Source organism: Nitratiruptor sp. SB155-2, assembly GCF_000010325.1.
Taxonomy (GTDB): Bacteria; Campylobacterota; Campylobacteria; order Campylobacterales; family Nitratiruptoraceae; genus Nitratiruptor.
The window spans coordinates 1,575,302-1,600,283 of the sequence record NC_009662.1 but is presented as its reverse complement, the minus strand read 5'-3'; the positions used below and the strand labels follow the sequence as shown (position 1 = coordinate 1,600,283).

General features: G+C 39.9%; 28 protein-coding genes. 25 read left to right on the top strand and 3 right to left on the bottom strand.

Going from position 1 to position 24,982, the window contains the following annotated elements; translation table 11 throughout:
- Positions 1 to 2 precede the first annotated feature (2 nt).
- The 6 genes from NIS_RS08430 to NIS_RS08405 all read left to right on the top strand — a co-directional run bounded on the left by NIS_RS08430 (position 3) and on the right by NIS_RS08405 (position 5,188).
- The gene (locus tag NIS_RS08430; RefSeq protein WP_012082954.1) at positions 3 to 1,400 is read left to right on the top strand and encodes a cytochrome b; all 1,398 of its coding nucleotides are present in this window, start codon (positions 3 to 5) and stop codon (positions 1,398 to 1,400) included.
- Complete coding sequence (locus NIS_RS08425) at positions 1,400 to 2,311, top strand: c-type cytochrome (RefSeq protein WP_012082953.1); 912 nt, start codon at positions 1,400 to 1,402, stop codon at positions 2,309 to 2,311. Before NIS_RS08430 ends, NIS_RS08425 begins: the two co-directional genes overlap by 1 nt.
- A gap of 98 nt (positions 2,312 to 2,409) precedes the next feature.
- Positions 2,410 to 3,378, top strand: a complete 969-nt coding sequence (gene moaA, locus NIS_RS08420) for a GTP 3',8-cyclase MoaA (RefSeq protein WP_012082952.1) — start codon at positions 2,410 to 2,412, stop codon at positions 3,376 to 3,378.
- Entirely contained in the window at positions 3,378 to 4,136 is a 759-nt protein-coding gene (locus NIS_RS08415) for a 7-carboxy-7-deazaguanine synthase QueE (protein ID WP_012082951.1), read from the top strand. The genes moaA and NIS_RS08415 overlap by 1 nt, the downstream gene beginning before the upstream one ends.
- Positions 4,133 to 4,714: a 6-pyruvoyl trahydropterin synthase family protein gene (locus NIS_RS08410; RefSeq protein ID WP_012082950.1), complete on the top strand. Its 582-nt coding sequence runs from the start codon at positions 4,133 to 4,135 to the stop codon at positions 4,712 to 4,714. The genes NIS_RS08415 and NIS_RS08410 overlap by 4 nt, the downstream gene beginning before the upstream one ends.
- A 9-nt stretch (positions 4,715 to 4,723) precedes the next feature.
- Complete coding sequence (locus tag NIS_RS08405; protein ID WP_012082949.1) at positions 4,724 to 5,188, top strand: c-type cytochrome; 465 nt, start codon at positions 4,724 to 4,726, stop codon at positions 5,186 to 5,188.
- Here the strand turns inward: NIS_RS08405 and NIS_RS08400 are convergent.
- Positions 5,178 to 6,395: a molybdopterin molybdotransferase MoeA gene (locus tag NIS_RS08400; protein ID WP_012082948.1), complete on the bottom strand. Its 1,218-nt coding sequence runs from the start codon at positions 6,393 to 6,395 to the stop codon at positions 5,178 to 5,180. The two genes, NIS_RS08405 and NIS_RS08400, sit on opposite strands and share 11 nt — an antisense overlap.
- Positions 6,396 to 6,437: 42 nt before the next feature.
- On the opposite strand from NIS_RS08400, the gene NIS_RS08395 reads away from it, so the two are divergent.
- From NIS_RS08395 to NIS_RS08315, 17 genes are read left to right on the top strand one after another with little or no spacing between them, the layout of a single operon-like run.
- Complete coding sequence (locus tag NIS_RS08395; RefSeq protein WP_012082947.1) at positions 6,438 to 6,851, top strand: hypothetical protein; 414 nt, start codon at positions 6,438 to 6,440, stop codon at positions 6,849 to 6,851.
- Positions 6,848 to 7,288, top strand: a complete 441-nt coding sequence (locus tag NIS_RS08390) for a type VII toxin-antitoxin system MntA family adenylyltransferase antitoxin (RefSeq protein ID WP_012082946.1) — start codon at positions 6,848 to 6,850, stop codon at positions 7,286 to 7,288. Before NIS_RS08395 ends, NIS_RS08390 begins: the two co-directional genes overlap by 4 nt.
- The gene (locus tag NIS_RS08385) at positions 7,233 to 7,619 is read left to right on the top strand and encodes a type VII toxin-antitoxin system HepT family RNase toxin (RefSeq protein ID WP_012082945.1); all 387 of its coding nucleotides are present in this window, start codon (positions 7,233 to 7,235) and stop codon (positions 7,617 to 7,619) included. Before NIS_RS08390 ends, NIS_RS08385 begins: the two co-directional genes overlap by 56 nt.
- Positions 7,619 to 8,281, top strand: a complete 663-nt coding sequence (locus NIS_RS08380) for a 16S rRNA (uracil(1498)-N(3))-methyltransferase (protein ID WP_012082944.1) — start codon at positions 7,619 to 7,621, stop codon at positions 8,279 to 8,281. The genes NIS_RS08385 and NIS_RS08380 overlap by 1 nt, the downstream gene beginning before the upstream one ends.
- Positions 8,278 to 11,724 (top strand): LamG-like jellyroll fold domain-containing protein, encoded by a 3,447-nt coding sequence (locus NIS_RS08375; RefSeq protein WP_012082943.1) that lies wholly within the window; start codon positions 8,278 to 8,280, stop codon positions 11,722 to 11,724. Before NIS_RS08380 ends, NIS_RS08375 begins: the two co-directional genes overlap by 4 nt.
- Complete coding sequence (locus tag NIS_RS08370) at positions 11,721 to 12,377, top strand: hypothetical protein (RefSeq protein ID WP_012082942.1); 657 nt, start codon at positions 11,721 to 11,723, stop codon at positions 12,375 to 12,377. The genes NIS_RS08375 and NIS_RS08370 overlap by 4 nt, the downstream gene beginning before the upstream one ends.
- Positions 12,377 to 13,279, top strand: a complete 903-nt coding sequence (locus NIS_RS08365; protein WP_012082941.1) for a type II secretion system protein — start codon at positions 12,377 to 12,379, stop codon at positions 13,277 to 13,279. The genes NIS_RS08370 and NIS_RS08365 overlap by 1 nt, the downstream gene beginning before the upstream one ends.
- Positions 13,276 to 13,728, top strand: a complete 453-nt coding sequence (locus NIS_RS08360) for a hypothetical protein (protein ID WP_012082940.1) — start codon at positions 13,276 to 13,278, stop codon at positions 13,726 to 13,728. Before NIS_RS08365 ends, NIS_RS08360 begins: the two co-directional genes overlap by 4 nt.
- Positions 13,725 to 14,192, top strand: a complete 468-nt coding sequence (locus tag NIS_RS08355) for a prepilin-type N-terminal cleavage/methylation domain-containing protein (protein ID WP_041354065.1) — start codon at positions 13,725 to 13,727, stop codon at positions 14,190 to 14,192. The genes NIS_RS08360 and NIS_RS08355 overlap by 4 nt, the downstream gene beginning before the upstream one ends.
- Positions 14,193 to 14,199: 7 nt before the next feature.
- Positions 14,200 to 15,660 (top strand): hypothetical protein, encoded by a 1,461-nt coding sequence (locus NIS_RS08350; RefSeq protein WP_148164091.1) that lies wholly within the window; start codon positions 14,200 to 14,202, stop codon positions 15,658 to 15,660.
- Positions 15,657 to 16,277 carry a hypothetical protein gene (locus NIS_RS08345; protein WP_012082938.1) on the top strand — a complete coding sequence of 207 codons (621 nt, stop codon included), beginning with the start codon at positions 15,657 to 15,659 and terminating at the stop codon, positions 16,275 to 16,277. The genes NIS_RS08350 and NIS_RS08345 overlap by 4 nt, the downstream gene beginning before the upstream one ends.
- The gene (locus tag NIS_RS08340) at positions 16,274 to 16,606 is read left to right on the top strand and encodes a hypothetical protein (RefSeq protein ID WP_012082937.1); all 333 of its coding nucleotides are present in this window, start codon (positions 16,274 to 16,276) and stop codon (positions 16,604 to 16,606) included. Before NIS_RS08345 ends, NIS_RS08340 begins: the two co-directional genes overlap by 4 nt.
- Entirely contained in the window at positions 16,603 to 18,090 is a 1,488-nt protein-coding gene (gene mshL, locus NIS_RS08335) for a pilus (MSHA type) biogenesis protein MshL (protein WP_012082936.1), read from the top strand. Before NIS_RS08340 ends, mshL begins: the two co-directional genes overlap by 4 nt.
- Positions 18,090 to 18,881, top strand: a complete 792-nt coding sequence (locus NIS_RS08330; RefSeq protein ID WP_012082935.1) for an ATP-binding protein — start codon at positions 18,090 to 18,092, stop codon at positions 18,879 to 18,881. The genes mshL and NIS_RS08330 overlap by 1 nt, the downstream gene beginning before the upstream one ends.
- Positions 18,874 to 19,731, top strand: a complete 858-nt coding sequence (locus NIS_RS08325; protein WP_012082934.1) for a tetratricopeptide repeat protein — start codon at positions 18,874 to 18,876, stop codon at positions 19,729 to 19,731. Before NIS_RS08330 ends, NIS_RS08325 begins: the two co-directional genes overlap by 8 nt.
- Positions 19,728 to 21,410 (top strand): GspE/PulE family protein, encoded by a 1,683-nt coding sequence (locus NIS_RS08320; RefSeq protein ID WP_012082933.1) that lies wholly within the window; start codon positions 19,728 to 19,730, stop codon positions 21,408 to 21,410. Before NIS_RS08325 ends, NIS_RS08320 begins: the two co-directional genes overlap by 4 nt.
- The gene (locus NIS_RS08315) at positions 21,407 to 22,645 is read left to right on the top strand and encodes a type II secretion system F family protein (RefSeq protein WP_012082932.1); all 1,239 of its coding nucleotides are present in this window, start codon (positions 21,407 to 21,409) and stop codon (positions 22,643 to 22,645) included. The genes NIS_RS08320 and NIS_RS08315 overlap by 4 nt, the downstream gene beginning before the upstream one ends.
- A 91-nt stretch (positions 22,646 to 22,736) precedes the next feature.
- On the opposite strand, the gene NIS_RS08310 is transcribed toward NIS_RS08315, so the two are convergent.
- Both NIS_RS08310 and NIS_RS10440 read right to left on the bottom strand, forming a co-directional pair.
- A complete protein-coding gene (locus tag NIS_RS08310) occupies positions 22,737 to 23,216 on the bottom strand; it encodes a prepilin-type N-terminal cleavage/methylation domain-containing protein (RefSeq protein ID WP_012082931.1) in 480 nt (159 codons plus the stop codon).
- Positions 23,216 to 23,680, bottom strand: coding sequence for a prepilin-type N-terminal cleavage/methylation domain-containing protein (locus tag NIS_RS10440; RefSeq protein ID WP_012082930.1), 465 nt, complete (start codon positions 23,678 to 23,680; stop codon positions 23,216 to 23,218). The genes NIS_RS08310 and NIS_RS10440 overlap by 1 nt, the downstream gene beginning before the upstream one ends.
- A gap of 267 nt (positions 23,681 to 23,947) precedes the next feature.
- On the opposite strand from NIS_RS10440, the gene rpmE reads away from it, so the two are divergent.
- Positions 23,948 to 24,148 carry a 50S ribosomal protein L31 gene (gene rpmE / locus NIS_RS08300; protein WP_012082929.1) on the top strand — a complete coding sequence of 67 codons (201 nt, stop codon included), beginning with the start codon at positions 23,948 to 23,950 and terminating at the stop codon, positions 24,146 to 24,148.
- Entirely contained in the window at positions 24,148 to 24,963 is an 816-nt protein-coding gene (gene rsmI, locus NIS_RS08295) for a 16S rRNA (cytidine(1402)-2'-O)-methyltransferase (protein ID WP_012082928.1), read from the top strand. The genes rpmE and rsmI overlap by 1 nt, the downstream gene beginning before the upstream one ends.
- Positions 24,964 to 24,982 lie beyond the last annotated feature (19 nt).

Genomic DNA, 24,982 nt, shown 5'->3' with positions numbered 1-24,982 from the left:
ATATGGCACATTTTACGAAAGCAAATAGCGTTTACGAGTGGCTCGACCAGCGATTGGCACTTGACAAGTTATGGAAAGTCCTGGCGGCCGAATATTGGATTCCAAAAAATATCAACTTTTTGTGGGCGATGGGTGTGGTCTTGATGACCATGTTTACAATTTTGCTTATCAGTGGTATTTTTCTTTTGATGTATTACAAACCTGATACCAAGCTTGCCTTTGATAGTGTGAACTATACGATTATGCAAGAGGTATGGTTTGGATGGCTGTGGCGACATATGCACGCTGTTGCTGCATCGGTTGTTTTCTTGGTTATTTACATCCACATGTTTACCGGTATCTACTACGCCTCCTACAAGCGTGGTCGAGAGATGATCTGGATTTCCGGTATGCTTTTGTTTGTCACGTTCAGTGCTGAAGCGTTCAGTGGATATATGCTTCCATGGGGACAGATGAGTTACTGGGCGGCACAGGTGATCACTAACCTTTTTGGTGGTATTCCGTTTATCGGTGATGACTTGGTTGTTTGGATTCGGGGGAACTTCTACGTATCTGATCCTACACTCACTCGATTTTTCATGTTGCATGTGCTTTTGATGCCTCTTATCATCATGGCGATTATCGGTCTTCACTTCTATACACTTCGAATTCCTCATGTGAACAACCAAGACGGGGAAGAGATCGATTTCGATGCAGAAGCGGAAAAATATAAAGCGGGACTTAAAAAAGAGTCAAAAGTTATTCCTTTTTGGCCGGTCTTTTTGAGTAAAGACTTCTTTGTACTTGGCGTTTTTATGATTTTTTACTTCTATTTGGTGTTCTATCATTACGACTTTGCGATGGATCCTATCAACTTTGATCCGGCAAACCCGATGAAGACGCCACCACACATCTATCCAGAGTGGTACTTCTTGTGGAGTTATGAGGTTCTAAGAGGATTTTTCTTCAATGTTGGACCATTGAGTGCTATGGATATGGGTCTTATCGCTTTTGGTATTGCAAACGTGATCTTCTTTTTCTTGCCATGGTTCGATAAAAACGACGAGGTTGCACCGGCTTCAAGAAGAGGCGGCTTTAAAGTATGGTTCTGGCTTATGGTTATCGATATGATTGTATTGACCATTTGGGGAAAACTTCCTCCAACAGGGTTCAACGCATACATCGGTTATGTTGCGGCAGTCGGTTTCTTGGCCCTTTGGGCTGCACTTCCGGCAGTGACAGCGAGAAAAACAGGACTTCTATGGTTTGTAATCTTAGTAACTTTGGCTCTTTATGTTGCAGGATATATGGAATACACAAAAGCGCTTGGAAACGGATTTGTCATCGTTTCACTCTTTGTGATTTTCTATCTACTCTTTTTCCTAAATCCTGTGATGGTACGAAATAGAGGGGGTGCGTGATGAATAAAGAACTCAAAATATTAGCGATTATCATTGTTCTCGTAGGGATTACATATTGGGGAATCGAGCCGTACGCTCACTCCAAAATGCACCCTCATCACGAACCTGCAACATTTAAGTATGAGGATCTCAAAGCACCTAAGCTCAAAGGCGATCCAAAAAAAGGTGCTCAAGCTATTATGAACAATGGATGTACGGGGTGTCACTCTATCAAAGCCGCTGGAATTCCAGCTCCAATGGATCCGGTGAGCGCAAGTGCTAGTTACGGTGTGAATCCACCGGATCTTAGTAATATCGCCGCTGTAACTGATGAGAAGTTTTTGGCAGCATTCATTAAGCATCCGGTCCACGCGTTCAAACTTGATCACAAATATAAAAATAAACCGTTTCCGATGCCAGACTTTTTCGGAAGCGATCAGGATTTGGCAGATATCGTAGCGTATCTCAAATCTATCGCGAAGCCACAGACTCCAAAAGGAGCGTTTGAAGTAGCGTGTGGACGATGCCACAATCTCAAATATGACGGCTGGACAGTTATCGGTGAAAAACCGAAATTTAAAAATGAAGTTGAAAAAGCCGATTTTGAGTTGAAATTGGCTAAATATGAAGCGAACTTGAAAAAATATCTTGGAACGACTCCTCCGGATCTCTCTATGTATATTCGAAGTAGAGGACATGAGTACATCCGAGATTTTGTTGAAGATCCGCAAAAGATCCTTCATGGTACGGCAATGCCTCGTGTTGGTTTGACCGAGGAAGCTACTATGAAAGTGATCGAGCATCTTGAAAAAGTAGGGGATCGCAAAAAAGAGAAACGAAATCATCTTGGTATCTGGATCCTTGGATATTTTGTGATTTTTGCTATCCTTGCATATCTTTGGAAACAAAAAATCTGGAGAGAACTCCACTGATTCCCTGGAAGGCTTAGGCCTTCCACAAACTCTTTGTTTTAAACTCCTTTTTCGAAAATTACGATACAATCTACAAAAAACTATCAAAGTATGGGACTATGCTTATTGACGGACATGGACGAAAAGTAGATTATCTTCGAATTTCACTAACGGAGCGATGCAACTTCAGATGTCAGTACTGTATGCCTGAAAAGCCTTTTTCGTGGGTACCAAAAGAAAATCTTTTAAATTTCGAAGATCTCTTTAAATTTGTAAAAGCTGCAATCGATGAAGGAATTACCAAAATTCGTTTGACAGGTGGAGAGCCCACATTAAGAGCAGATTTGGATAAATTTATCAAGATGATTTATGATTACAAACCAGACATCGATCTTGCTATGACGACCAACGGATATCTTTTGAAAGATATCGCACAAGATTTGAAAAAGGCTGGGCTCAAAAGACTTAATATCTCACTTGACAGTCTCAAACCGGAAGTTGCAGCCAAAATTGCTAGTAAAGATGTGCTTAAAAATGTGCTAGAAGGCATCGATGCGGCGTTGGAAGCCGGACTGAAAGTAAAAATCAATATGGTACCACTGAAGGGCGTTAATGAAGATGAGATTGTCGATGTGATGGAATACTGCAAAGATAGAGGTATGCAGATTCGATTTATCGAATATATGGAAAATGTGCATGCACACAGTGATCTTGTAGGAATGCACGGTAAAGAGATACTGGACAAAATCAAACAAAAATATGAAATAGAAAAGATCGGTAGACAAGGAAGCAGTCCTGCCTTTTTGTACAAACTCAAAGAGGATGGATACATTTTTGGCTTGATCGATCCTCACAAACACGACTTTTGTGAAACATGTAACAGAATCCGACTAACGGCTGAAGGGTATTTGATACCGTGTCTTTACTTTGATGAGGCGATGAGCATCAAAGAGGCGGTACAGGCTGGCGATATTGATAGAGCGGTGGAGATTTTAAAAACGGTTTTAGCCAATAAACCAAAAGAGAATCGCTGGAGCGAAGATGCAAACGAGGCATCCAACAGAGCCTTTTATGAGACGGGGGGATAATGCTCTATCTTGTGGAAGATTTTTACTCCATCCAAGGAGAAGGTAAGTTTATAGGTACTCCTTCGGTTTTTTTCCGTTTTGGCGGATGCAATCTCAAATGCCCAAGTTTTGGCGAATATTTTATTCAAGGACGAATCGTTCATGGATGCGATTCGATCCGTGCTGTCAACAGAGAGCTTTTCCAGTCCAAATGGAAAGAAATAGGTACAAAAGATGAACTTATCGAGATTTTGCACAGCCATGTAGAGTATCTCGATTTTAAACCCCATATCGTAATAACGGGTGGTGAACCGCTTATTTACTGGAATGATCCGGTTTTTTATGGATTTTTAGAGTATCTTGTCGAGGAAGGCTATATCGTAACGATTGAGACGAATGCAACGATCGTGATCGATTTTGAAAAATATCCTGCGTACAAAGATGTCATCTTTGCCATGGCTGTGAAATTGGCCAACAGTGGTGAAAAGTATGAAAAAAGGGTCAATAAAAAAGCGATAGAGGCGATCGCTGTCAATACTGGATACAGTTTTTTTAAGTTTACGCTTGATAGAGGCAGTGTGCAGATGCGAGCGTATGAGGAGATTGTAGATATTGTGGGAGAGTATCCCGAAATAGAGGTGTTTTGTATGCCCCTTGGTGATAAAATCGATGAACTAAAAAAACACGATAAAGCGGTGGCGGAATTTTGTATGATACATGGATTTATTTATAGCGATAGATTGCAAGTGAGACTTTGGAACAGGGAAAAGCGACGATGATCATCCGGAAACTGTTTAAGTTTGAAAACGCTCATATCGTTCGCAACTGTACCTCAAGAAGGTGCAGCGAATCGATTCATGGGCACTCCTACAAGGTTGAGCTACTATTTGCCTCCGATACGTTGGATCGCGGACAGATGGTGTATGATTTTGGCCTGACAAAGCTGACGATCAAAGAGCTCATCGATTCGTTTGATCATGCGATTACGCTGTGGAGTGGTGATGATCCAAGGTATCTTGAAGATATGAAGCGATGGAGCAGACGATGGGTGGAACTGCCTGTGAGTCCAAGTGCCGAGCAGTATGCAAGAGTCATATTTTTGATGACGGACTTGGTACTGCGACAAACTGAGATGGTCAATGAAGAGAAAAATGTTCATTTAGAAAGTGTTATCGTCCATGAGACCGATACTGGATATGCGAAGTGTACCAAAGAAGATGCTTATTCAGAAAAAATGGGAAGTATAGATCTTGGCTCCATCATCTTTTCAGATGGTGTTAAAGAGGAGTGGAGCGATCCACAGATTTGGGATAAACTCCTTCGAGGAGAAAAGATCGTCAATCCCAAAAAAATATAAGGAGAAAAGATGAAAAAAGGGGTTGTCCTGTCACTGATAGCGGCTTCATTGATGTTGGTTGGATGCAGTGGAAAAAAAGAGGAACAAAAGAGTGAAGCTGTTGCTCATCAAACCGAGCAAAAAGCAGAAACAAAAAAGGCTGAATCAGTACAACAAACGCAAAAGAGTGAACCGGTCAAACGAGACGTGGCTTCAGCGGTACATCAGGAACAAGCGCCACAAACCAGCGCATCGGCTCAAGAGCTTTTCAACAAATGCGCTTCATGTCATGGTCCCGATGGAAAAAGAAAAGCTCTTGGAAAATCCGGCATCATTGCTGGTATGAGCAAAGATGAAGTACTGAAAAAGCTAAAAGAATACGAAGCAGGCACACTTAACAAATACGGCATGGGACCACTTATGAAGGCCCAAGTAGCAGGACTCAGCGATAAAGAGCTAGAAGCCCTTGCAGAGTATATCGCCTCTATGAAGTGATGATATCCGACATTGTGTCAGAGCCTCTGTGCCAAAAGAGTGGAAGCATCAAAACCTTGCTTCCTTTTTTGAGCACTTCGACTTCTTTATCGAGAATGATAAATCCATCCATCAAGCTTGCCGGGCGTACCATGCCGGGTCCTCGTTTTTCTAATGGATAGAACGCTTCACCGTCAAATCTACCTGGGATAACCGTATCACGTCCCGGTTTGTTTTTGATCTCTTGTGCCAGAGGCACACTGAAAGGATTGTGATAGGCATCGATCCTGCCCTGCAGCTTTTTGATCAAAAAGTGGCCGAATATCTCGAAATTCATAATGGCCGCCAAAGGGTTGCCAGGGAGATTGAGCACATAGGTGTCTCCGATTTTTCCCAATGTGGTAGGCTTGCCTGGTTTTATGTCGATTTTGCTGAAAAGTATCTCCATGCCAAGCTGTTTGAAAGCCTCTTTGGTGAAGTCCGCTTCTCCAACGCTCACACCGCCGCTTGTGATGATGAGATCTGCATGCAGTCCGTTTTTGACAGCCTGAACGATTGCTTCGATGGAGTCTTCCACTTTTCCTAAAAAACTTACTGTACATCCAAGCTCTTGGCACCTTGCATACAAAGAGGGTGTGTTGGAGTTGTAGATCTGACCTTCCTGAAGGGTTTCGTAGGCCATTTTCAGTTCATGTCCAGTAGCAAACGTGGCAACTTGTACGGGTCTGTTTACGCGGATATGCGATATTCCCTGGCTGACAAGAAGACCGATTTTATACGCTGTCAGGAGCTCACCCTTTTGGATGAGTTTTTCCTTTTCTGTTATGTCTTCACCAGCTCTTCTTATATGGTTGTGGAGCTTGATCTTTTTAGGAAGATGGATCGTGTCGCCTTCGAAAGTGACATCTTCCATTGGAACGATCGCTTCAGTCCCTTCTGGGATCTTGGCTCCGGTCATAATTTTGATACATTCCCCTTCATGGAGGGTAAATGATTTGTCCTCACCGGCTAAAATCGTTCCTACTAACTTGACCTGCTTGCCGGCATCCGCCATTTTCACGGCAAACCCATCCATGGCAGAGTTATCAAACAAGGGCAAATTGAGTGATGCATGAATATCCTCTGCACATACTCGTCCTACAGCTTCTTCGATACATAGCAGTTCTTGTTTCGTACTCATTGGCAAAGAATCGATAATCTTCAAAGCTTCAGCGATAGAGATAGCCATAATCTTCCTTTTGCTATAATGGTCGTAAAAAAGGAGGCCCATTTGGACCAGCTCTTTACTATGTCAAAACATCTGCACATGACGACAGTTTTTTTGCTCATTGTAGCACAAATTGCTTTTTTTTGGATTGTAAAAGTGGAGGATTTCGTAAGCTTTGTAAGAGGTGTCAAGAAACTCTATCTTGTACAAACCGTCCTTTTTGCCATGGTTGTCTTTACAGGTCTTTTGATGCTGACTGTTTTGAAGTTTTCAGTCTGGAATCTTGAGATCATTTTGATGATATTTGTTTCGGTAGGTATTTTGGTGCATCAGATACTTCTGTATAAAAAGCTTCGTCCCATCAGAAGTGACGAAACAGAGCTTCAAAATGCGTATAAAACTTGGGCAAAAAAGGTGATGGGTGCCGAAGTGCTGGCTGAGATTATCGTTTTCGTTTTGGCGATTGTTTTGCGATGAAAGAGAAGCTCAAAAACTATTTTTGCCAAAAAGAGATCGATTTTGCCCTTCTTTTTGGTTCTTTTGCCAAAAATAAGGCGCACCATCTGAGTGATGTGGATATAGGTGCCTATTTTTTAAAAGAGCCTGATATTTTGGATATTGGTGAAATGGTGCTTGATTTGGAAGAGATAACCGGGAAAAGGGTGGATCTCGTTGTTTTGAATGATCTGTATAAAAAAAATCCGCTTTTAAGCTTCAATATTGTTCAAAATCATGAAACTCTTTGTGTAAAAGATGAAAACAAATACGTAGACTTCAAAGCAAATTCCTATCTTTGGTATTTCGATCATGAGCCACTTTTTGCGATGCAAAAAGTGGCGTTTGAACAAAGGGTAAAAAATGGAGATTTGGCAAAAACTTACAAGATTGGAAGAAAATATAAAAATTCTTTATGAAATAAAAGAAGAGCTCGATATTTTGGATATAAGAAAAGAGTGGGAAATACGCTATGGACTGTTTGAATCGATACAAATAGTTATCGATATCTCCTGCAAAGTTGTATCAAAGTTCAATTTGGGTCAGCCAAAAAATTATAGAGAATGTATTGAAACATTGATTACACATAAAATCTTAGATAGAGTTTTGGGTGAAAAGCTTGTTAGAATGGTGGGTCTTAGAAATATTTTGATTAATGAATATTGTGAAATCAACACTGATAAGCTCACGGGTTTTCTAAATAATTTGGATGATTTTAAAAAATTTATTGAAGCGGTGAAAGAGATCTGATGCAGTTTGTCTACCATCCCAAAGCTGGAGTCCAGACTTTACAGATCGAAGGTGAGACATATAACTATATCTTCAAAGTCCGTCGTCACAGGAAGGGTGAGACGATCGCCATTCGAAACATGGAAGATGGTACTTTGTATTGGTATGAGATCGTAGAAGTGAGCCGAAGAGAAGCTGTTTTGGAGCTAAGAAAAAGTGAGAAAAAAGAAGTTGAGCCAAAGCGTTTTTTTCATCTCATCTGGTGTATCGTCGATCCAAAAACCGTCGAAAAGACGCTTCCAATGCTCAATGAGATAGGTGTCAGTAAAATCACTTTTGTCTATTGTGATAGAAGCCAAAAAAACTTCAAGTTAAAACTAGAAAAGCTACGAAAGATTTTGATCAATTCATCTCAACAGTGTGGGCGAAGCCGTTTGATGGAGCTGGAGATACTTTTAAGTCTTGATGAAGTTATAAAAAAATATAATGATATTGTGCTCGTCGATTTTTGTGAAGAAAAACTGAGTTGTACCGATAATGTAGAAAGAGTACTTATTGGACCAGAAGGTGGTGTGACAAAAGAAGAGAGAGCTCTGTTTGAGAAAGTGAAAGGATTGGATACGCCGATGGTTTTGAGAAGTGAAACGGCAGCAGTTGCCACAGCTTCGAAGGTGATGATATGAAAAAATTTTTAATTCTTCTTTTGCTTTTGGCATCGTCTCTTTTTGCTGATATCATATTGCAGGGCTCTTTGCATCCTGGAGATGAATATAATGAAACTTTTCAATATAAAGAACCTTTAACAACAAGAAATATTTTACGGCGTTGGAGATGGATTATTGATCACACATATGATTATTACCTTAATAATCCTTCCTATTTTTATCTCTCACAAGATACTTTAATTAAGGGCTTCGAGCTTATAAATGCTATAGGATTAACTACTAATACTAATTTACGCCTCTATATCGATGGTAATCTTGTAGCGACGGGAAGCGATGGAAATGATACTATATCAATCGATCCGCCTTTAGTTTTATCCAAAGGATTTCATACTATTGCTGTTACGGGAAGTTGTTACAATGGAGGTTCAGAAACAGACTGTTCAAATTTAGGAATTGATGATATAGATGATTTTACTTTTGATGCGATAAAACTTTATAGCGATGTCAACACTACTGCTGTGGTTTATCTTGATCGATTGCATACTGGGGATACAAATGATAGTGGTGATTGGTATGATATAGATAATGATTCACTTGCATATTATCCAGATAAAGATAAGAATCAATCTTATACTTTTGATATCAATATTACAGATAATCTCGTAGGCTTTGAAATTTTTATACCAAATATGAGAGATGTGCATGAAGATAATATTAGTACTTTAAAGGTTTATGATAGAAATGATAATTTAATTAAAAGTTTTTATATCAACCATGACAATGATACAAGTAAATTTAATTTTGATGTTATATACGATCAAAATGTATCTGGTATAGGCAAAGTTGAGGTAAAATCTAATAAATTTTCTAATGGAAATGGCCTTGACGATCTTTCTTTTGATGGAATTGTGGTAGTTCCATATTACTCTTTTCAAGAATTATACAATGTAAAAATAGATTATTATTTTGATGAGTGTAGTTGGGACAATGATCCAAATACATATGAAATAAAAAATTACAGCTCTTTAGGAAATGAGTATAATGCCACTGCCCAAAATGGTGCTAATACAGAATCAAATACAACAGCAAGTGGGGGTATATGTCGAGTTGCCAATTTTAATGGGAAATATGCATCCTTGAAAAACTCTTTTTTGCTTCCAAGTTCATATACAGCAACATTTTGGTTGAGGTTTCCATTAGAAGGTTCAGCCAATCAATTTGAAATTGATCTAGATCCAAGAAGAAGACGAATACATTATTATAAAGTTTATGTTATAGGAAGTGTAGAAGAAACAGGAGATATAGGACTATTTTTTAAAGATAGTAGTGGAGATTATAGATTTGGTGTATATGATAATGATGGTAATATTTATAGTGTAGATATTCCAGAACTAAGTGATGGGTGGCATTTTTTTGCAATGAAAGTTGAAGATGGACAAACAACATTATACATCGATAGAGACTCTCAGCCATATCCTGTAAACACAGCAACATTTGGTTCTTTAACAATTGTTGGAAGTTCAACAGATTATACTGAAAGAGAAACTATCGGAACTTATATGGATGAATTCAAAATCTTCGGAAGAGTTCTTTCACAAAGTCAAATTCAAACTATTTATAACAATGAAAGCAGTGGCAAAAACTACGATGGTTCTCCGAGGGTCTGTCCTGTATGTGGAGGTCCTGTCATTCGATCCGGTCTATTCAATGCAGTCGATATGGTTACGGGAAGCTGCAGTGCCGAGGCTCACTGGGATGACAATATCACCACAAAAATTGTCAACGATGATTTCAACCTCACAGTCTTAGCGAAAGCAGAGGATGGATCTAGCGGCTTTGAAGCAAATATTACGAAAGTTTCGCTCTATCTATTTGACAGTATCAGCAATGGTACATGCATCGGCTCTTATACTGAAGTTCCTGTATGTACCGATTGCGGTATTACGCAAAACGGTTGTCTCTTGGTAGGGTCCATGCAGGTAGATCGAGCAAAAAAATGTGTTTTGGTTCATATCGAGGGAAAATACATCAACTCCACATCAAACGATGTGAACGAGTCCAATTCCACTGACAATTTTGCTGTCCGTCCGGACCATTTTTCCATCACTGCTTCAGCTTCAATGATAGCTGGAAAAGATACTGCGATTCTTGTCGATGCTTTGGATGCAAGCAACCAAAAAGTGATCGACTACAACGAGACGCTCCATGTACGAGGAGCAAGCGTAGATATCGAATATAACGAGACGAAGACGGGGTGTAAAACGGGCAGTTTGGAGATAGTATCGGGTGATCAGTTCCAAAACGGCGAAGCGAATATGACAGTACGATACAGTGAAGTAGGTGAAATCAATGTAACTGTGCAAGAGGTGGATGGCACTGAATTTGCAAGTATCGATAGCGATGATACGCCATTGTTTCAAAGGCTCATCACTCCTGTATCAATGACACTTTCTTTCAATCCTGATCACTTTGATATCAACGGATCGCTGCACAATTTTCAAGACCACACATTTACCTATCTTTCCAAAGATCTCAATATGAGTGCCTATCTGCCTTTGGTGATTACCGCCAGAAATGCTCTTGGAGATACTACAACAAACTACAATGTCGACTGCTATGCAAAAGATATCGATATCAATGTATCTCATACCTCCGTATCTTCAAACAACCTCAATTCACTGCTCTATCTGTACGAAGATGCCAATGAACAAAACAGTTCTGTCACATGGATCGATAAGAATGGTGTGATTGCCATCCAAAACTATCCGGCTTCCAACTTTACCACCGATCAAAATGGAAGTGCAGATATTACCATCTATTGTAACTTCGATAGAAACAGCTTAAAACCGGTCGATCCCTTTGAACTGAATATCACAAGTACCAGTGTTGTCGATACGGATGGGGTAGAAGGAAGCAGTAGCGACATCAATGGATCGGCCTATTTTTACTATGCACGTTTTCGAACGGAAGATCTTGCGACTTCAGACAGTGAAGACAACACGACTGCCCAGGTTTTGGTCTATGACAGCTCCGATACGAGATTCGATACGAACCAGACACTCATGCACTGGTATGTCAATGCTCTGCACAGCCAGAGTGACGGGGATATACAAGAAGGCAATGTTTCCTCTTCAACTACACTGCAAACAGGTGATATCGACGACACTTTTTCACTCGTCTGGAGCCAGGAGAACGGCATATTTACTATAACTATCAACAATACCTCCAAAACCAAACAGACGCGCTACATTCATCTTGATATCCCCTCATGGCTCTGGTTCAGTTACGGAGGAGCTTCGTATAGCTATGACATCGGTTCAGATTGTACACAGCATCCATGTATCAAGTACAACTACATTCCACCTACGCAGACCAAAGGTGTAAAGAGTGGATCGGTAAGTGGAGTCGATTTTGACCAAAATGTAACCTCTTCCAAAAGAGGCGTGAAGGTTTACCGGTGAGAAAGGCTTTGACTCTTTTGGAGCTCATTTTTTCGATGGTGATTATCGCCATCGCTTTTACCGTTTTTCCTAAAATCTTACAGGTAAGCGCCAAGACCTCTATCCACGCTTTGAAAGAGGAGGCGCTCTATCAAGCAGTTGCACTGATGGGACTTGTAAAAACTCTTCCATGGGATGAGAGAAATACACTGTTTGATGATTATTTGTTTTCAGATCAAGGGAGCAGCGATTATGAGTGCTCCACCTCTTTTGGCGGCGCTCCTATCTATCGCAAAGGAGGATTTGTAGGAAGTCGTAACTGCAAGCATCACCAAAACGCCACATCTGCACTTGGCATGGAAGCCAATGATAAAAGTGTTCCTGATGATGTGGATGATTTTGTTTCGCTCTCTCCTGTAACGGTGCAAAACTTTAATGCAACAAGACAGTATGAACTCAACATTTCGATATCGTATATCAATGATCTTTCATTAAGTGGTTCTGATTTCACTACCAATAGTGCCACTAGTTCGACCAACACAAAATATATCACCATTGCTGTATCTCCTTTGACGAAAAGAAGTGCTTTTGCAGGCAAAACGCTCGCTCAAATATGGTACTTTTCCGAAAATATCGGTCAAACTCGTATCAGACGATTGCCATGGAGACGATAATGAAAAGATCGTTTACATTGCTCGAGATTATCGTGGTACTGGTAATCGTTTCCCTTCTTTCTGTGGCGACTTTCAAAGCCCTGTCCAAAATCGTTCAAAAAAGTTTCAAAGCAAAAGAGACAACGAAACTCTCTTTGGAGAGTCAGATAGTACTTGATCAAATCAGCAATCTTTTAGCTGACAGGATTCCTGCTACCACGATCGGTTACGACCCTGTAAGCGGAGACTACAAACCGTTAAACAGTATCGATTCAGACAACTATAAAATCCTTGAGTGGTATGTCCGTGCGATGGATGACTATATGGACGGACATTTTAGCGGGTTTTGTGACATGATACCCAGTATCGACACCAATAACTATGTGGTCAGTTACGGTTTTGAGCCTTCAAACATGTACTATGCTTCATACAATCTCATCTTTGCAGGAAGTTTCGATCGGGCAACGAGCGATATTTCCGATTTTCAAAACGCTTTTGGATGGCATGGCGGAGGGAGTTTGGTCGCCTATGATATCAGTTTGAGCGATTCCAACAGTTCAGCTATCGCTTTGAGTGACGCCCGGTTACCAAACTTTGTTTATGAAAAGTATTTTTTGACTATAGGTGCACACGCCATTGCAAGAGGAGCCGATATAGATAAGAGTGCATCTTGCTTGGATGGGTTGCATATAGATGAGAATACACTGCTTCTTTTTTACGATTACTATCCGTGGCAAGGGCAGACCTTCTGTGCCGATCCAAACGGCACAGGACAGTCTGGGAAAGCTGCCGTATTGATGAGGTATGTACAGGGATTTTTTGCCGCGGAACAGGATTATACCGTACGCTTGAAACTCGATGTCAACAGAACCATACGAGGTTTGGGATCGGTTCATTTCAGTAAGCAAAAGGTTGTTTTTTGAGACGGGGCTTCAATCTTCTTATGGCTATTTTCATGTTGTTACTGCTCTCTGGATTAGGGGTTGTGACGCTTCAATATGCAAGAATTTCGGCAAAACATACCGCCGATAGCTACATAAGAGAGCAAGCACAGCTTTTTTTGGATAGTGTTGTTGAATATTCTATCATGAAGATAGAGGGGTATGATAGAAGTGCAGGGTGTTTGGAAACCTTGCAGTATGACTCCGCTGACGGACGGTTCCATGCCGATGTGGATATCGTGCATTACTATTTGTACCAAGGTAAAGACAATCAAGGTAAAACGATTTCTTGCCCAAGCGGTACAATCGTCTCTATCCAGACTCCCGACAGTCACGGGTATGTTATGCTAGATGTCACAGTCACAACGAAAGAGGGCGCTCGGGTGGCCACTCCGGTTCGAATAACAAGAAGGGTGCTGCAAAGACCATGAGGAAAGCTGTCACACTCATAGAGCTGATTTTTGTATTGATTATAATAGGTGTTTTGATAGGAATAGGTTTTTATGCCTTTAAGCCAAAGTATCTCGATAATGATGCGAATTTTATCTACGCTGAAATTCTCAAGGCCAAATATCAGGGTGTCAATTATGATAAACGATTTGCTGTAAATGGAATCCAAGCAGATATCGGATGCATTGAGTTGAGTGAATCTGCACTTGGATCTTTGGCGCAAAAAGAGCACTATACCTTTAAAAGTAGGATCACGGTCAACGATCCCTCCCAAAGTATTCTTCTTTGCTTTGACAGTTACGGCAGGCCCCACCTAAATGATAAAAATACATCATTTTCTTCAATTTTAAATAATAAAAAAACTTTAGTTACGCTACAATATAACCAAAAAGAAGCCAATATCACGATATTTCCGAAAACGGGATATGTAGTGATAAAAAAGTAGGGGAATGGTGCAGGCAGCGTTAATTGAACAAGGAAAGCTTTATACCTTTGACGGCAAATTTGAGGCACTCAAACTAAAAGCTTATAAAAATCTTCGTATCGGTGCCTTCATCAATTCCAAACAACTGATCACATTTACTACAAAACTGCCCCTTTCGTTACAACAAGAGCAGCTCGATATTCAAGTTGAACTAAAAATGTATCAAGAGGGGGGACTCGATCCAAATAAAAGCTATGTCATAGATTATCTTGCCTTTCCCATACAGCAAGAGAACGTCTATCTCATAGAAGCGTATGCGCTGCCGCAGGAAGTGATAGAGGAGCAGTTTGGACAGATTGCCAAAAAGATCGGATTTATAGATATTCTCTTCCCCAGATTTTTAATCTATAAATCTTTATACGCTCAAGGCTCAAATCCAGCGAAAAATCATCTTTTTTTGCATATAGGCGAAGAGGAGGCGTATGCGGCTCTCTATAAAGACGGAGAGTATATAGCATACAGAAGCATCGAGTCTTTGGCTGAACTTGCCAGTCAATGCGGTATCGAAGTTGCTAAGTTGAAAGCACTTTTAAGTGAAAAAGGGTTGAGACAGGAAAACTATACCCTCCACGAGATGAATATCTTCGATGTATTGCAGGAGCGTTTTTACAAAAATGCAGAAAAGATTGTTTATGCTATCAACTATAAGCGATCCTATTTTGGAATCGAGCAGATCGATACCATATTTCTCGATTTCGATGGCGGAGGGATCGAGGGACTGGAAGCCATTATGTTGGCAGCAGGAATGACAGGAGAAGTGGTCCTGCAGCCTCTAAAGTACCGTGATCTGTCCCCAAAAGAGAGTGCCATTGCTTTAGCCATCGAATATATCGCAAATTATGAGAAAATCGATCAAAAACTCAATTTCACCATTTTCGAGAGAAAAAAACCGATATATCGTTATCGCTCTTTTCAATTTTTGGTTTTTGCGGCTACAGTAATCATTTTTTTTGGTGTGGGCACACTCTTTTTGTATCGACAAGTACACCATTTTGATGAGCTCATCGCACAAAAAGAGCATGAAATTTCACAGCTTCGCAAAAAAAATAAAAGATTGATGGAAAAACTCAAACGGCTTCGGGATCAGAAAAAGCAAGTCTTGAAGCAGAAAAAAGAGATTCTCCATGAAAATGAGCTTGCAGAACTCACTCTTTCAGCGATACCGATGATCGAAGAGGGGAAAAAGAAGCGTCAAGAGATGATGAATGACATCATCGAGGCGCTCTATCGGTATAAACTGACAACAAAATCGATTGATCAAAACGGAACGTCTAGCATCAATGTCGATCTTGTGTCCCGATATGAACGAAGAGAAAAGATAGGTGCATTTATCAGATATCTTTTGGAAAAAGGGTACTCCGATATTTCCACAAAAGAGATTGTAAGGGACAAGGCTTTTTATGAGAGTCTTGTAAAGGTGAGGAAATGAGAGAGGTTTTTGACAGATTTGAAGAGCTTTTTGAATCGTTGGATGGTAAAACTTTAACGATGATCTATATCGCAATTCTTGTGTTGGCCCTTCTTTTGTTCTACTTTTTTTTCTATGATCCACTTGAACAAGAGCTGCAAAGCAAATCGCAAAAACTGCAAAACCTTATCCAAAAGGCTCATAAACTTTCTAAAACCAGCATCATTCAAAAAATAAAACGGGAGCAAAAAGAGATTGCTAAGCTCAACCTTGATATCGAAAAACTGAAAACAAAGCGGTATAAACTCATGCAGCAGTTGCAACAGAAGCGTTACCAGTTGATGATGCCAAAAAACTTTTATGCTTTTTTGACAGATTTTCTTTCCAAAAGTGTCATATATGGAGTCGATCTTCAAAAGATCGATTTCAATCCTATCAAGAAGAAATTTGTCGCAGGACTCTATATCGTTCAAGAGATGGAGCTGACTGGAAGTGGAAGATTTTTGGATATCGTCAAGCTTTTGAGATATGCAGAGTCCAACAGGTTGCTTTTTAGGATCAATACGTTGCATATAGAACTGGCTGAGGGGTATCCCAAATTTCATGCAACGTTGCAGTTTTTTGGAGATCGGTTATGAAAAAGATTTTTTTGGCTGTTGCAGCCATTTCTTACATCTTTGCGTTGGACCTTCCCGTTGCGTATGATCCCTTCCAAAAAGCGTCCGTCATCATCAAGCATGCTCAAACAAAAAAGATCATTCCAACCAAAAGAAAAATCGCTTTCTCTTTACAAGCGATACTGAATGACAAAGCTTTCATAAATGGCCGTTTGATTCCAATTGGCGGAGAGATTGCGGGATATAAACTCATATTTATTGGTAAAAATTATGTCGTTTTGAAAAAGGGCAAACGACGAAAAGTCGTGTCCTTTAGAAAAAAAGATATATTGAAAATGGAGCGACAATGAAAAAAATATGGATGATGTTGCTTTTTAGTGCTTTTTTATTTGCAAATAATTGTGACAATAGACTTTTTAATCTCAAAGCCTATGGTAACAGCGTGACGATTCAAGATGTTTTGCGCGACTTGTCACTGGAGTGCGATATAAGTATTCTCTTTCAAGATAAAGAAGCAAAAAAGAAGATATATAAACGGCTCGATTTTATAAATGTTAAAAACTATACATTGAGTGAACTTTTGGATTTGCTACTTGGCCAAAACAACCTTTTTTATACCTATGAACCAAATAAAAACCTGATAAAAATAGCTTATCGTCAAACGAAAAGTTTTAATATCGACTATATCAATCTTGCTTCCATGAAAACGGAAAGCAGAAAATCGGTGACGCTTGGCAATGTTTCTGGAACAGGAACGACGACAGGAGGATATGGGACGGGATATGGCAGCTCAAGCAGATACGGTGCATATGGAACGAGTGGATCATATGGAAGTTTTGGGGCTACACAGGGAGGGCAGTCCTCCGATTATACCTCCATCATCACAACTTCAGAGTTCAAGTTTTGGGACAGTTTGAAGCAGCAGTTGCAGACATTTTTGCACGATCCTCACTCCGATGTCTTTTTGAATAAAGACGCATCTATCGTAACCGTGACAGGAACGAAAGAGGAGTTGGACAAAGTCGAGCGTTTTTTACAAAAATTGCAAGATCGGATGCATAAACAGGTGATGATAGAGGCAAAAATCATAGAGGTGCAATATAACGATGATCAAACTGTCGGTATCGACTGGAGCAAGTTTTCACTGGATGTGACGGGAAGCCGATCTGCTCAGCAGAGCCGCTCAGGTTCCACGAAATTGAACAATTTTGGCACACCGGACTATTTTATCGGGTATAACTTTTCCATGCAGGGCTTACTTGACTTTTTGAAAAAATATGGCAAAGTCAAAATTCTTTCCAATCCGAAAGTGATGACACTCAACAATCAGCCGGCTATCATCAATGTAGGAGATCAGCTCTCATATCGTTACGAGAACGGTGTCGTTATTACAGGTGGCAATGCGGTAGCAAACCAGACCTACTCTATCGGCCAGACTTTTGTTGGAATCTCGTTGTATGTGATACCGGAAATTACCGAAAATAGTGATATCATCATGAAAATCAATCCGGTAACAAGTGCATTGAAAAATGAGAATATAGGGTATGAAACAAATAGAACGTTGCCACCAGATATCAGGCTCAAACAGGTTACCTCTATCGTAAAAGTAAAAGATGGACAAAAGATTCTCATAGGGGGACTGATTAGCAAAAATTACTCGAAACAGTTCAATAAAGTGCCAGTATTGGGAGATATTCCGATTATCGGGTATGCATTTAAAAGCAAAAACAATAGTGTCAAAAAAAGCGAACTCTTTGTACTTATCATTCCAAAAATTGTGAAAGAGGAAAATTTTCCGACGATCGATGAAACAAAAATTTTTGGAGATCGGTAGTGTCACGCTTCAAAAAAATCGCACAAAAATTTGAAGATAGGGTAGATGGAATCGACTTTTTTGAAACCTCGGCCATAGCGAAAATTCAAAACGACCTTTTGAAAATCGTCGATGAAGAGACCAAGCAGATTCTCTTTTTGATCGGAGAGCCGGGAAGTGGCAAATCGGTCTTTTTAAATAGACTTCCAACACTTTTGCAAGGGTATGAAACCATCAAATTCGATACACCTTTTTTTGAACCTGTGGATTTTATCAAAACACTTATCACAAGAAGTGGCCAAAAGGTTCACGATTTTTCTTTGGAATCGATGATTCAGCAAGCGACATCTATCTATAAAGAGTCCAATCTCTTCATCGCTATCGATGAAGCACAGCTTCTGAGCAAGCCCATGATAGAGCTCATTAGAATTCTTGCCGACAGCAAGGCGTTTTGGTTTTTGCTTGCAATGCACAGGCATGAATCAGAAATGATTCTCAAAGAGCCACAGTTTACTTCCAGGCCCCACAAAGTGTTAGAAATGGGAGGTTTGACACTTGAAGAGTTGTTTGATTTCATACAACGAGAGCTTCAGCTTGCACAAGAAGAGAGTGTCGCCCGGGATTTTAAAAAAAAGTATGTCAAAAGAATCCATAGACTTTGTAAAGGCAACTTCAGAGAGAGTAAAAAGCTGCTCAATAAACTCTTTTTATTGATGGATGAGGCACAAAAAAAGGGGAGAAGTGCACATACAAGACCAAATGGCTGCCTCGTTACCATGGCTGCGATCGATGGAGGATTGATTCGTGTATAGTTTGGAAGAGCTTGAAAAAAAGTGCCGTATGTATCATTTAAAGCGGTTTATTATAGTTGTTTTGTCTCTCTTTTTGGTTGGTGGAGGAGTGTGGTATTTGTATCATGAGACAATGTACAAAGAACAGAAGAATATAAAAAGGGTGACAAGTTTCAAACCTAAAAAATCTAAAAAAGTAAAGAAGCAGGAGAAATATTGTTACGCATTGCAAACCTATTTTGGCTATGGTAAATCACAATTTGCAATCAATCGTGTAAAAAAACTAAAAAAAATGCATGAGGCTGAAGGACTTCATTGTAAAATTATTCAACTTGATATCAAACCGAGGCCTATATTGAAGCTTCATTGCAATATAGCACCTACAAAAGAGGAGTTGCTTCCTTGGTTGAAGTATGCCAAAAACAAAGGTATAGATGCTGTTATCGTTCATGGTGACTGCTCTTTGGCAAAGAAACAGCCTCCACCTCCTTCAAAGGAAGCATCAAAAAAGAAGGTGGCTACAAAGAAGCCAAACATTATAGAAAATCGATATGCTAAAAATGAAAAAGAAGTGCTTCAAACCAAACCCATGACATTAAAAGAACTCATTACAACCTATCAATCAAGACCGACCTATGCATTGGCTTTGGAGATTGCACAAGCATTTTATAAGCAAAAGCAGTATGACAAAGCGATCTTTTGGGCCAAAAGAGCCAATAAACTTGATCGATATAAAGATGATGCCTGGATCATTTATGCAAAAGCTCTCTATGCAAAGGGAGAGAAAGAAAAAGCTAAAGATATTTTACGCTTTTTTCTCAAATTTCAAGATTCACCCAAAATCAGAAATCTTTTGAAAGAGTGGTCATGATACAGCAAAAGATCCGTCTGGGAGATCTTCTTGTCAAAGAGGGACTTATTACCGAGGAGCAGCTCGAACAAGCACTGAAACTGCAAAAAGAGTATGGCTATACCAAAAAGCTCGGACAGATACTCTTAGAGGAGGGATATGTCACGCAAAAAGATCTTCTCAAAGCTTTATCGAAGCAGCTCCATTTGGAATTTGTGGATCTTTACGGGGAGAAAATCGATTTTGAAAAACTCTCTCGTTATCCTCTCAATACATTGAAAGCAGCGAAAGCGATTCCTTTTAAAGAGGATGACGACTATCTATACGTTGCAACATCCGATCCGCTCAATTACGAAGCCTTGGAGCTGTTAGAGCGTACGATTGCCATGAAGCCAATCAAGCTCTATTTAGCCTTTGAAGATGACATTGAGGCAATTTTTCACAGGCTCGAAATTTTAGAAAAGACAAAAGAGATCGTAGAAGAGGTCAAAAAGGAGCTCAAGTCAGAAGGAGTAAAAAAAGCGGGAGAAGAGAGCGCAGTAGAAAGACTCATTTATCTTATCATAGAAGATTCTATTCATCGAAGAGCCAGTGATATCCATATCGAACCGGATGAGAAAAGATCGAGTGTCAGGGTGCGTGTCGATGGTGTGCTGTATGAGACTTTTGTTTTTGATTTGGAGATATATAATGCTTTGGATACCAGAATCAAACTCTTAGGAGGTATGGATATCAGTGAACGAAGAAAGCCGCAAGATGGTCGTTTTTCATTGACGGTAGGTGGCAAACCTTTTGATTTCAGACTTTCATCAACTCCTACGATCTATGGCGAATCCCTTGTGATGAGGATTTTAGATAGAGAAAAGGTTTTATTGAAGCTTGAAGAGCTGGGATTTTCACCCAAAAACCTGGATAAATTTCTTGATGTTATACATGAACCGTATGGAATTGTTCTCATCACCGGACCGACAGGAAGCGGGAAAACGACAACATTGTATGCAGCTTTGAATGAAATTAAAAGCATCCATAACAAAATCATGACAGTGGAAGATCCGGTAGAGTACAGGCTTCCTCTCGTACAGCAGGTTCAGGTCAATGAAAAAGCTGGCCTCACGTTTGCCGTAGCAGTCAAATCCTTTTTAAGGCAAGATCCGGATGTGATGCTCATCGGTGAGATCAGGGACTTTGAAACGCTCAATGCCTCGGCACAGGCAGCGTTGACCGGGCACCTTGTTTTTGCAACCCTGCACACAAACGATGCTCCAGGAGCAATTCCTAGGCTGGTTCAAATGGGATTGAAACCCTATATGATCGCCGATGCGCTTATCGGTATCGTTGCGCAACGATTGGTTCGAAAAATATGTCCATACTGCAAGGCCGAATACAAACCTCCTCTTTCACTCCTCAAAAAGATAGAACAGTATCTGCCAAAGGACAAAGAGGTGCATTTCTATCATGGGAAAGGGTGCGCAAAATGTGATTTTACAGGATATTTCGGCAGAACCATGATAGCGGAGATTTTGGTTGTGGATGATGAGATTGCCAGACTTATCAGTGAGGGTGCTACGAAATTTGAGATACTCCATTATGCTATGGAACAGACAGATTTTGAACCGATGGTGCAAGATGGTATAAAAAAAGCCTTACAAGGCATCACTACGATTGAAGAAGTATTACGCGTTGCGAAGGAAAATAGGTGAAATACTTCAAAATCAGATATAAAATCGGCAACAAAAAAGACTCTATCGTCATAGAAGCCGAAAATCGTATCGAAGCGATTGAAAAATTCATGCAGATGCAAAAGGGTGTGATGCTGGAGATCAGGGAGATCCCAGAATCACCTTTAATGAAACTAAAAAAATGGATAGAGCAACATCAAAGTCCTATCAAAAATAGACCGGTCAATTTGGAAAGATATATCGCACTGCTTGATCAGTTGGCCATTATGCTTGATGCCGGTTTACCGCTCAATTTTTCTTTAGAAGAGACCGTCAAAAATGAAAAAGATCCGATGCTCAAAGCCATTTTTACCCAAATTCTTGAAGATATCGAAAGTGGGATGAGTCTGTATGCTTCTGTGGAGCGTTTTAAAAGGCAGCTTGGCACACTATCTCTCTCTTTGTTTCGCCTTGGAGAAGAGACGGGGACGCTTGCTGAGCAGATAGCACATCTTTCACAAATATATCAAGAGATTTTAGACAATAGAAGAAAATTTCGAAAAGCGACACGATATCCTATCTTTATCATTGTGGCCATGTCGATAGCTTTTGCTATTGTGACGATTCTCGTAATTCCTCAGTTTGAGGAGTTTTTCAAAGAATCTGGAATGCAGCTGCCTCTGCCGACCAGATTTCTTCTTTGGCTCGAGCACTCTTTGATCAACTTCGGTCCATACATTTTAGCTGGTGCCGTAGCAATTTCTATCGTTTTGAGCGTTCTTTATAAAAAAAGTTATAAAGCCCAGCTCTTTATGGATAGGATGCTTTTAAAAATCATGATTATCGGTAAAGCGACGCTCTATGCGATGGTGAGTAGATTTATCTATATTTTCAAAGTATTGCATGATGCGGGAATTCCTATGATAGAGGCTATGGATATAGCTCTCCAAATTGTAGAGAACAGGTTTTTGCAAGAGAGAATGCGAAGAATAGCTATAGCGATAGAGGAGGGGCGAAGCCTCTATCAAGGTTTCGCGGAATCCGGAATTTTTGAAAATATGGTTGTAGAGATGATCAAAGCTGGTGAAATTGGTGGTGGACTCGGGAAGATGCTTCGAAAAATAAATAAAATATATAAAGATAGATTTGATTATATTGTCGATAACATTGCCGTTCTCATTGAACCGATTTTAATAGCGGCGATTGCAGGTTTCGTTTTGACGTTGGCTCTTGGTATATTCTTACCGATGTGGAATTTGACTGAGGTGGCTGGATAATGCAAGTTGAAAGTGGTAGTATCGTCATAGCGATTATAAGTATGATTATTTTGGGAGTTGGGCTTTGGATTATGAAGAAGATGGAAGATATTTAGCTGCAGTTCTCTTTTAGGTTGAATGTTCCAGCAGTTGCGTTATACTCCCAGCAGTCGTTGCTATCTGGCTTTCCGGCCCCATTTTCTGCAACACCACTGTTACTTTGGGATGCTGGACCTCGGTAGGTGAATATCCCACCGCCATTGTCCTGGCATGTCCATTTGTTATCGACTACAGATGAGTTTTTCAAAATCCAGTTGAATGCAGGTGGACAGTCTCCAAGTTTTATCGGGTATCCAGTCGAGGTAAGCTCACTGGAGCTTCTTCCGTTTCCCCATGTAAAGCTTCCCTCGTTTGTCACCCATTCATCGTGAACATCCTCAATGGCACTTTGTATCGTGGAAGCAGTGGCCAGTTCGCTGGCTATTTTTGAATTTGCGGTAAGACCTTTGAATTTTGGTATCGCCACAGAGGCGAGGATGCCAATGATGACGATAACGAAGATAAGTTCAATGAGGGTGAAAGATTTACGCATTAATCTTGTGTTTCAAGATCAATAGTATAAGTTGTTCCTGAAGGACTACAATCTAATCCTTTTGCTAGGAGCGCATTTTCTGCAGCTTGTCCTGCTGTTTTTGTCGTATCACAATATAATTTTACTGTCACTGTCCCATCGTTATTATAGGTAAAAGTTGCATTGAAATCACTTTTCCCACTTCTATATGTAGCAGTGTCTCCGTTAACAGTCCAATCCGCACCTTGGAATTTATAAAAATCAGAAATATTTAAGTCTGCCTTATCGTTTCCATTGAGTTCAGTTGCATTCAAATAGGAAGATGCGCCACCAGAACCTTTCAAATCATAATATGCTTGAATAACATTTGATACGATTGCATTTTGCTTCAAATTTTTATATTTAGGAATAGCAACTGCCGCCAATATACCTATAATGACAATAACAAAGATCAATTCGATCAGTGTAAATCCGCCTCTTCTCATCTGTTCTCCTTCATTTTTGCTTGGATTTTGAAATTATATATAATGTATCCTTAAATCAATATTGCCTTTTATAACCTTAAAACAAGTTGTTTAATCAAATATAAAGCTAAGACTATGGTATAATCTTAACTCCCCTCCCCCTATGTAGCAGCGAGGCGAAAGCCTTGCTGTGAATTAATTACTTAGATTAATTAAAAATCAAAAAAAGTTAGGGTAACATTTCGCTCCTAAAAGAGCAATCGATTCATTACATAAAAAGGCAGAGCAATGAGAAAAGATATCCATCCAGAATACGTTGAGTGTGAAGTGACATGTGCGTGTGGGAACCATTTTGTAGTTATGTCCAATAAACCGCAGCTAAAAATAGACATCTGCAACAAGTGTCATCCATTCTTTACCGGAAGTGAAAAAATCGTAGATACGACCGGACGAGTAGACAAGTTTAAGAAAAAATATAACCTCAAGTAGTGCTGACGCTCGTTCCTACCCCCATAGGTAACATTGAAGATATCACCTTTCGGGCTCTTCGAGCCCTCAAGCAAGCCAACATCATATTATGTGAAGACACAAGAGTTACTAAAAAACTCCTGACGCTTTTATCCGATCGTTTTAGTGAAACATTTCAAGCAAAACTTATCTCTTTTCATGAACACAATCAATATCTGTTTTTGCAAAAAATAGACCCGAACTTTTTTGATCAAAATGTGGCTTATGTCAGTGATGCGGGTATGCCTGGAATCAGTGACCCTGGTACTGCCCTTGTACGATATGCGCAAGAGTACGGGATAGATTACGAGGTTTTGCCAGGTCCCACCGCTTTTGTAACCGCTTATGTAGCCAGTGGATTTGAAGAAAAGGAGTTCTGTTTTTTTGCGTTTTTACCTCATAAGGGAAAAGCGAGAGAAGAAAAAATACGACAACTGCTAGCATCCCCAAATAACTCCGTTCTTTACGAATCCCCCCACAGACTTGTAAAACTTTTAGAACAAATTGCTTCCGCAGATCCTGATAGAGAGCTTTTCTTGGCTAAAGAATTGACAAAAAAATATGAAACATTCTTTAAAGGAAGTGCGAAAGAATTAAGCGAAAAGCTTTCCAAAGAGACCATTAAAGGAGAATGGGTCGTTGTGATACAAGGTTCTCAACAAAAAGATTCTACTTTATCGTTGGATATAGAAGATATTATGGTACTGCCATTACCAAAAAAAGAGAAGGCGAAACTCTTATCAAAAATAAGTGATAAAAGCATCAAAGAGTGGTACTCCATCCTTAATAATTCTTAAGTAAGAAATAGTTACAATC

What these genes read in the sequence shown, in the direction of transcription:
- NIS_RS08430 (WP_012082954.1), top strand. Translation starts at nt 3, where the DNA reads ATGGCACATTTTACGAAAGCAAATAGCGTTTACGAGTGGCTCGACCAG.
- NIS_RS08425 (WP_012082953.1), top strand. Translation starts at nt 1,400, where the DNA reads ATGAATAAAGAACTCAAAATATTAGCGATTATCATTGTTCTCGTAGGG.
- moaA (WP_012082952.1), top strand. Translation starts at nt 2,410, where the DNA reads ATGCTTATTGACGGACATGGACGAAAAGTAGATTATCTTCGAATTTCA.
- NIS_RS08415 (WP_012082951.1), top strand. Translation starts at nt 3,378, where the DNA reads ATGCTCTATCTTGTGGAAGATTTTTACTCCATCCAAGGAGAAGGTAAG.
- NIS_RS08410 (WP_012082950.1), top strand. Translation starts at nt 4,133, where the DNA reads ATGATCATCCGGAAACTGTTTAAGTTTGAAAACGCTCATATCGTTCGC.
- NIS_RS08405 (WP_012082949.1), top strand. Translation starts at nt 4,724, where the DNA reads ATGAAAAAAGGGGTTGTCCTGTCACTGATAGCGGCTTCATTGATGTTG.
- NIS_RS08400 (WP_012082948.1), bottom strand. Translation starts at nt 6,395, where the DNA reads ATGGCTATCTCTATCGCTGAAGCTTTGAAGATTATCGATTCTTTGCCA.
- NIS_RS08390 (WP_012082946.1), top strand. Translation starts at nt 6,848, where the DNA reads ATGAAAGAGAAGCTCAAAAACTATTTTTGCCAAAAAGAGATCGATTTT.
- NIS_RS08385 (WP_012082945.1), top strand. Translation starts at nt 7,233, where the DNA reads ATGGAGATTTGGCAAAAACTTACAAGATTGGAAGAAAATATAAAAATT.
- NIS_RS08380 (WP_012082944.1), top strand. Translation starts at nt 7,619, where the DNA reads ATGCAGTTTGTCTACCATCCCAAAGCTGGAGTCCAGACTTTACAGATC.
- NIS_RS08375 (WP_012082943.1), top strand. Translation starts at nt 8,278, where the DNA reads ATGAAAAAATTTTTAATTCTTCTTTTGCTTTTGGCATCGTCTCTTTTT.
- NIS_RS08365 (WP_012082941.1), top strand. Translation starts at nt 12,377, where the DNA reads ATGAAAAGATCGTTTACATTGCTCGAGATTATCGTGGTACTGGTAATC.
- NIS_RS08355 (WP_041354065.1), top strand. Translation starts at nt 13,725, where the DNA reads ATGAGGAAAGCTGTCACACTCATAGAGCTGATTTTTGTATTGATTATA.
- NIS_RS08345 (WP_012082938.1), top strand. Translation starts at nt 15,657, where the DNA reads ATGAGAGAGGTTTTTGACAGATTTGAAGAGCTTTTTGAATCGTTGGAT.
- NIS_RS08340 (WP_012082937.1), top strand. Translation starts at nt 16,274, where the DNA reads ATGAAAAAGATTTTTTTGGCTGTTGCAGCCATTTCTTACATCTTTGCG.
- mshL (WP_012082936.1), top strand. Translation starts at nt 16,603, where the DNA reads ATGAAAAAAATATGGATGATGTTGCTTTTTAGTGCTTTTTTATTTGCA.
- NIS_RS08320 (WP_012082933.1), top strand. Translation starts at nt 19,728, where the DNA reads ATGATACAGCAAAAGATCCGTCTGGGAGATCTTCTTGTCAAAGAGGGA.
- NIS_RS08310 (WP_012082931.1), bottom strand. Translation starts at nt 23,216, where the DNA reads ATGCGTAAATCTTTCACCCTCATTGAACTTATCTTCGTTATCGTCATC.
- NIS_RS10440 (WP_012082930.1), bottom strand. Translation starts at nt 23,680, where the DNA reads ATGAGAAGAGGCGGATTTACACTGATCGAATTGATCTTTGTTATTGTC.
- rpmE (WP_012082929.1), top strand. Translation starts at nt 23,948, where the DNA reads ATGAGAAAAGATATCCATCCAGAATACGTTGAGTGTGAAGTGACATGT.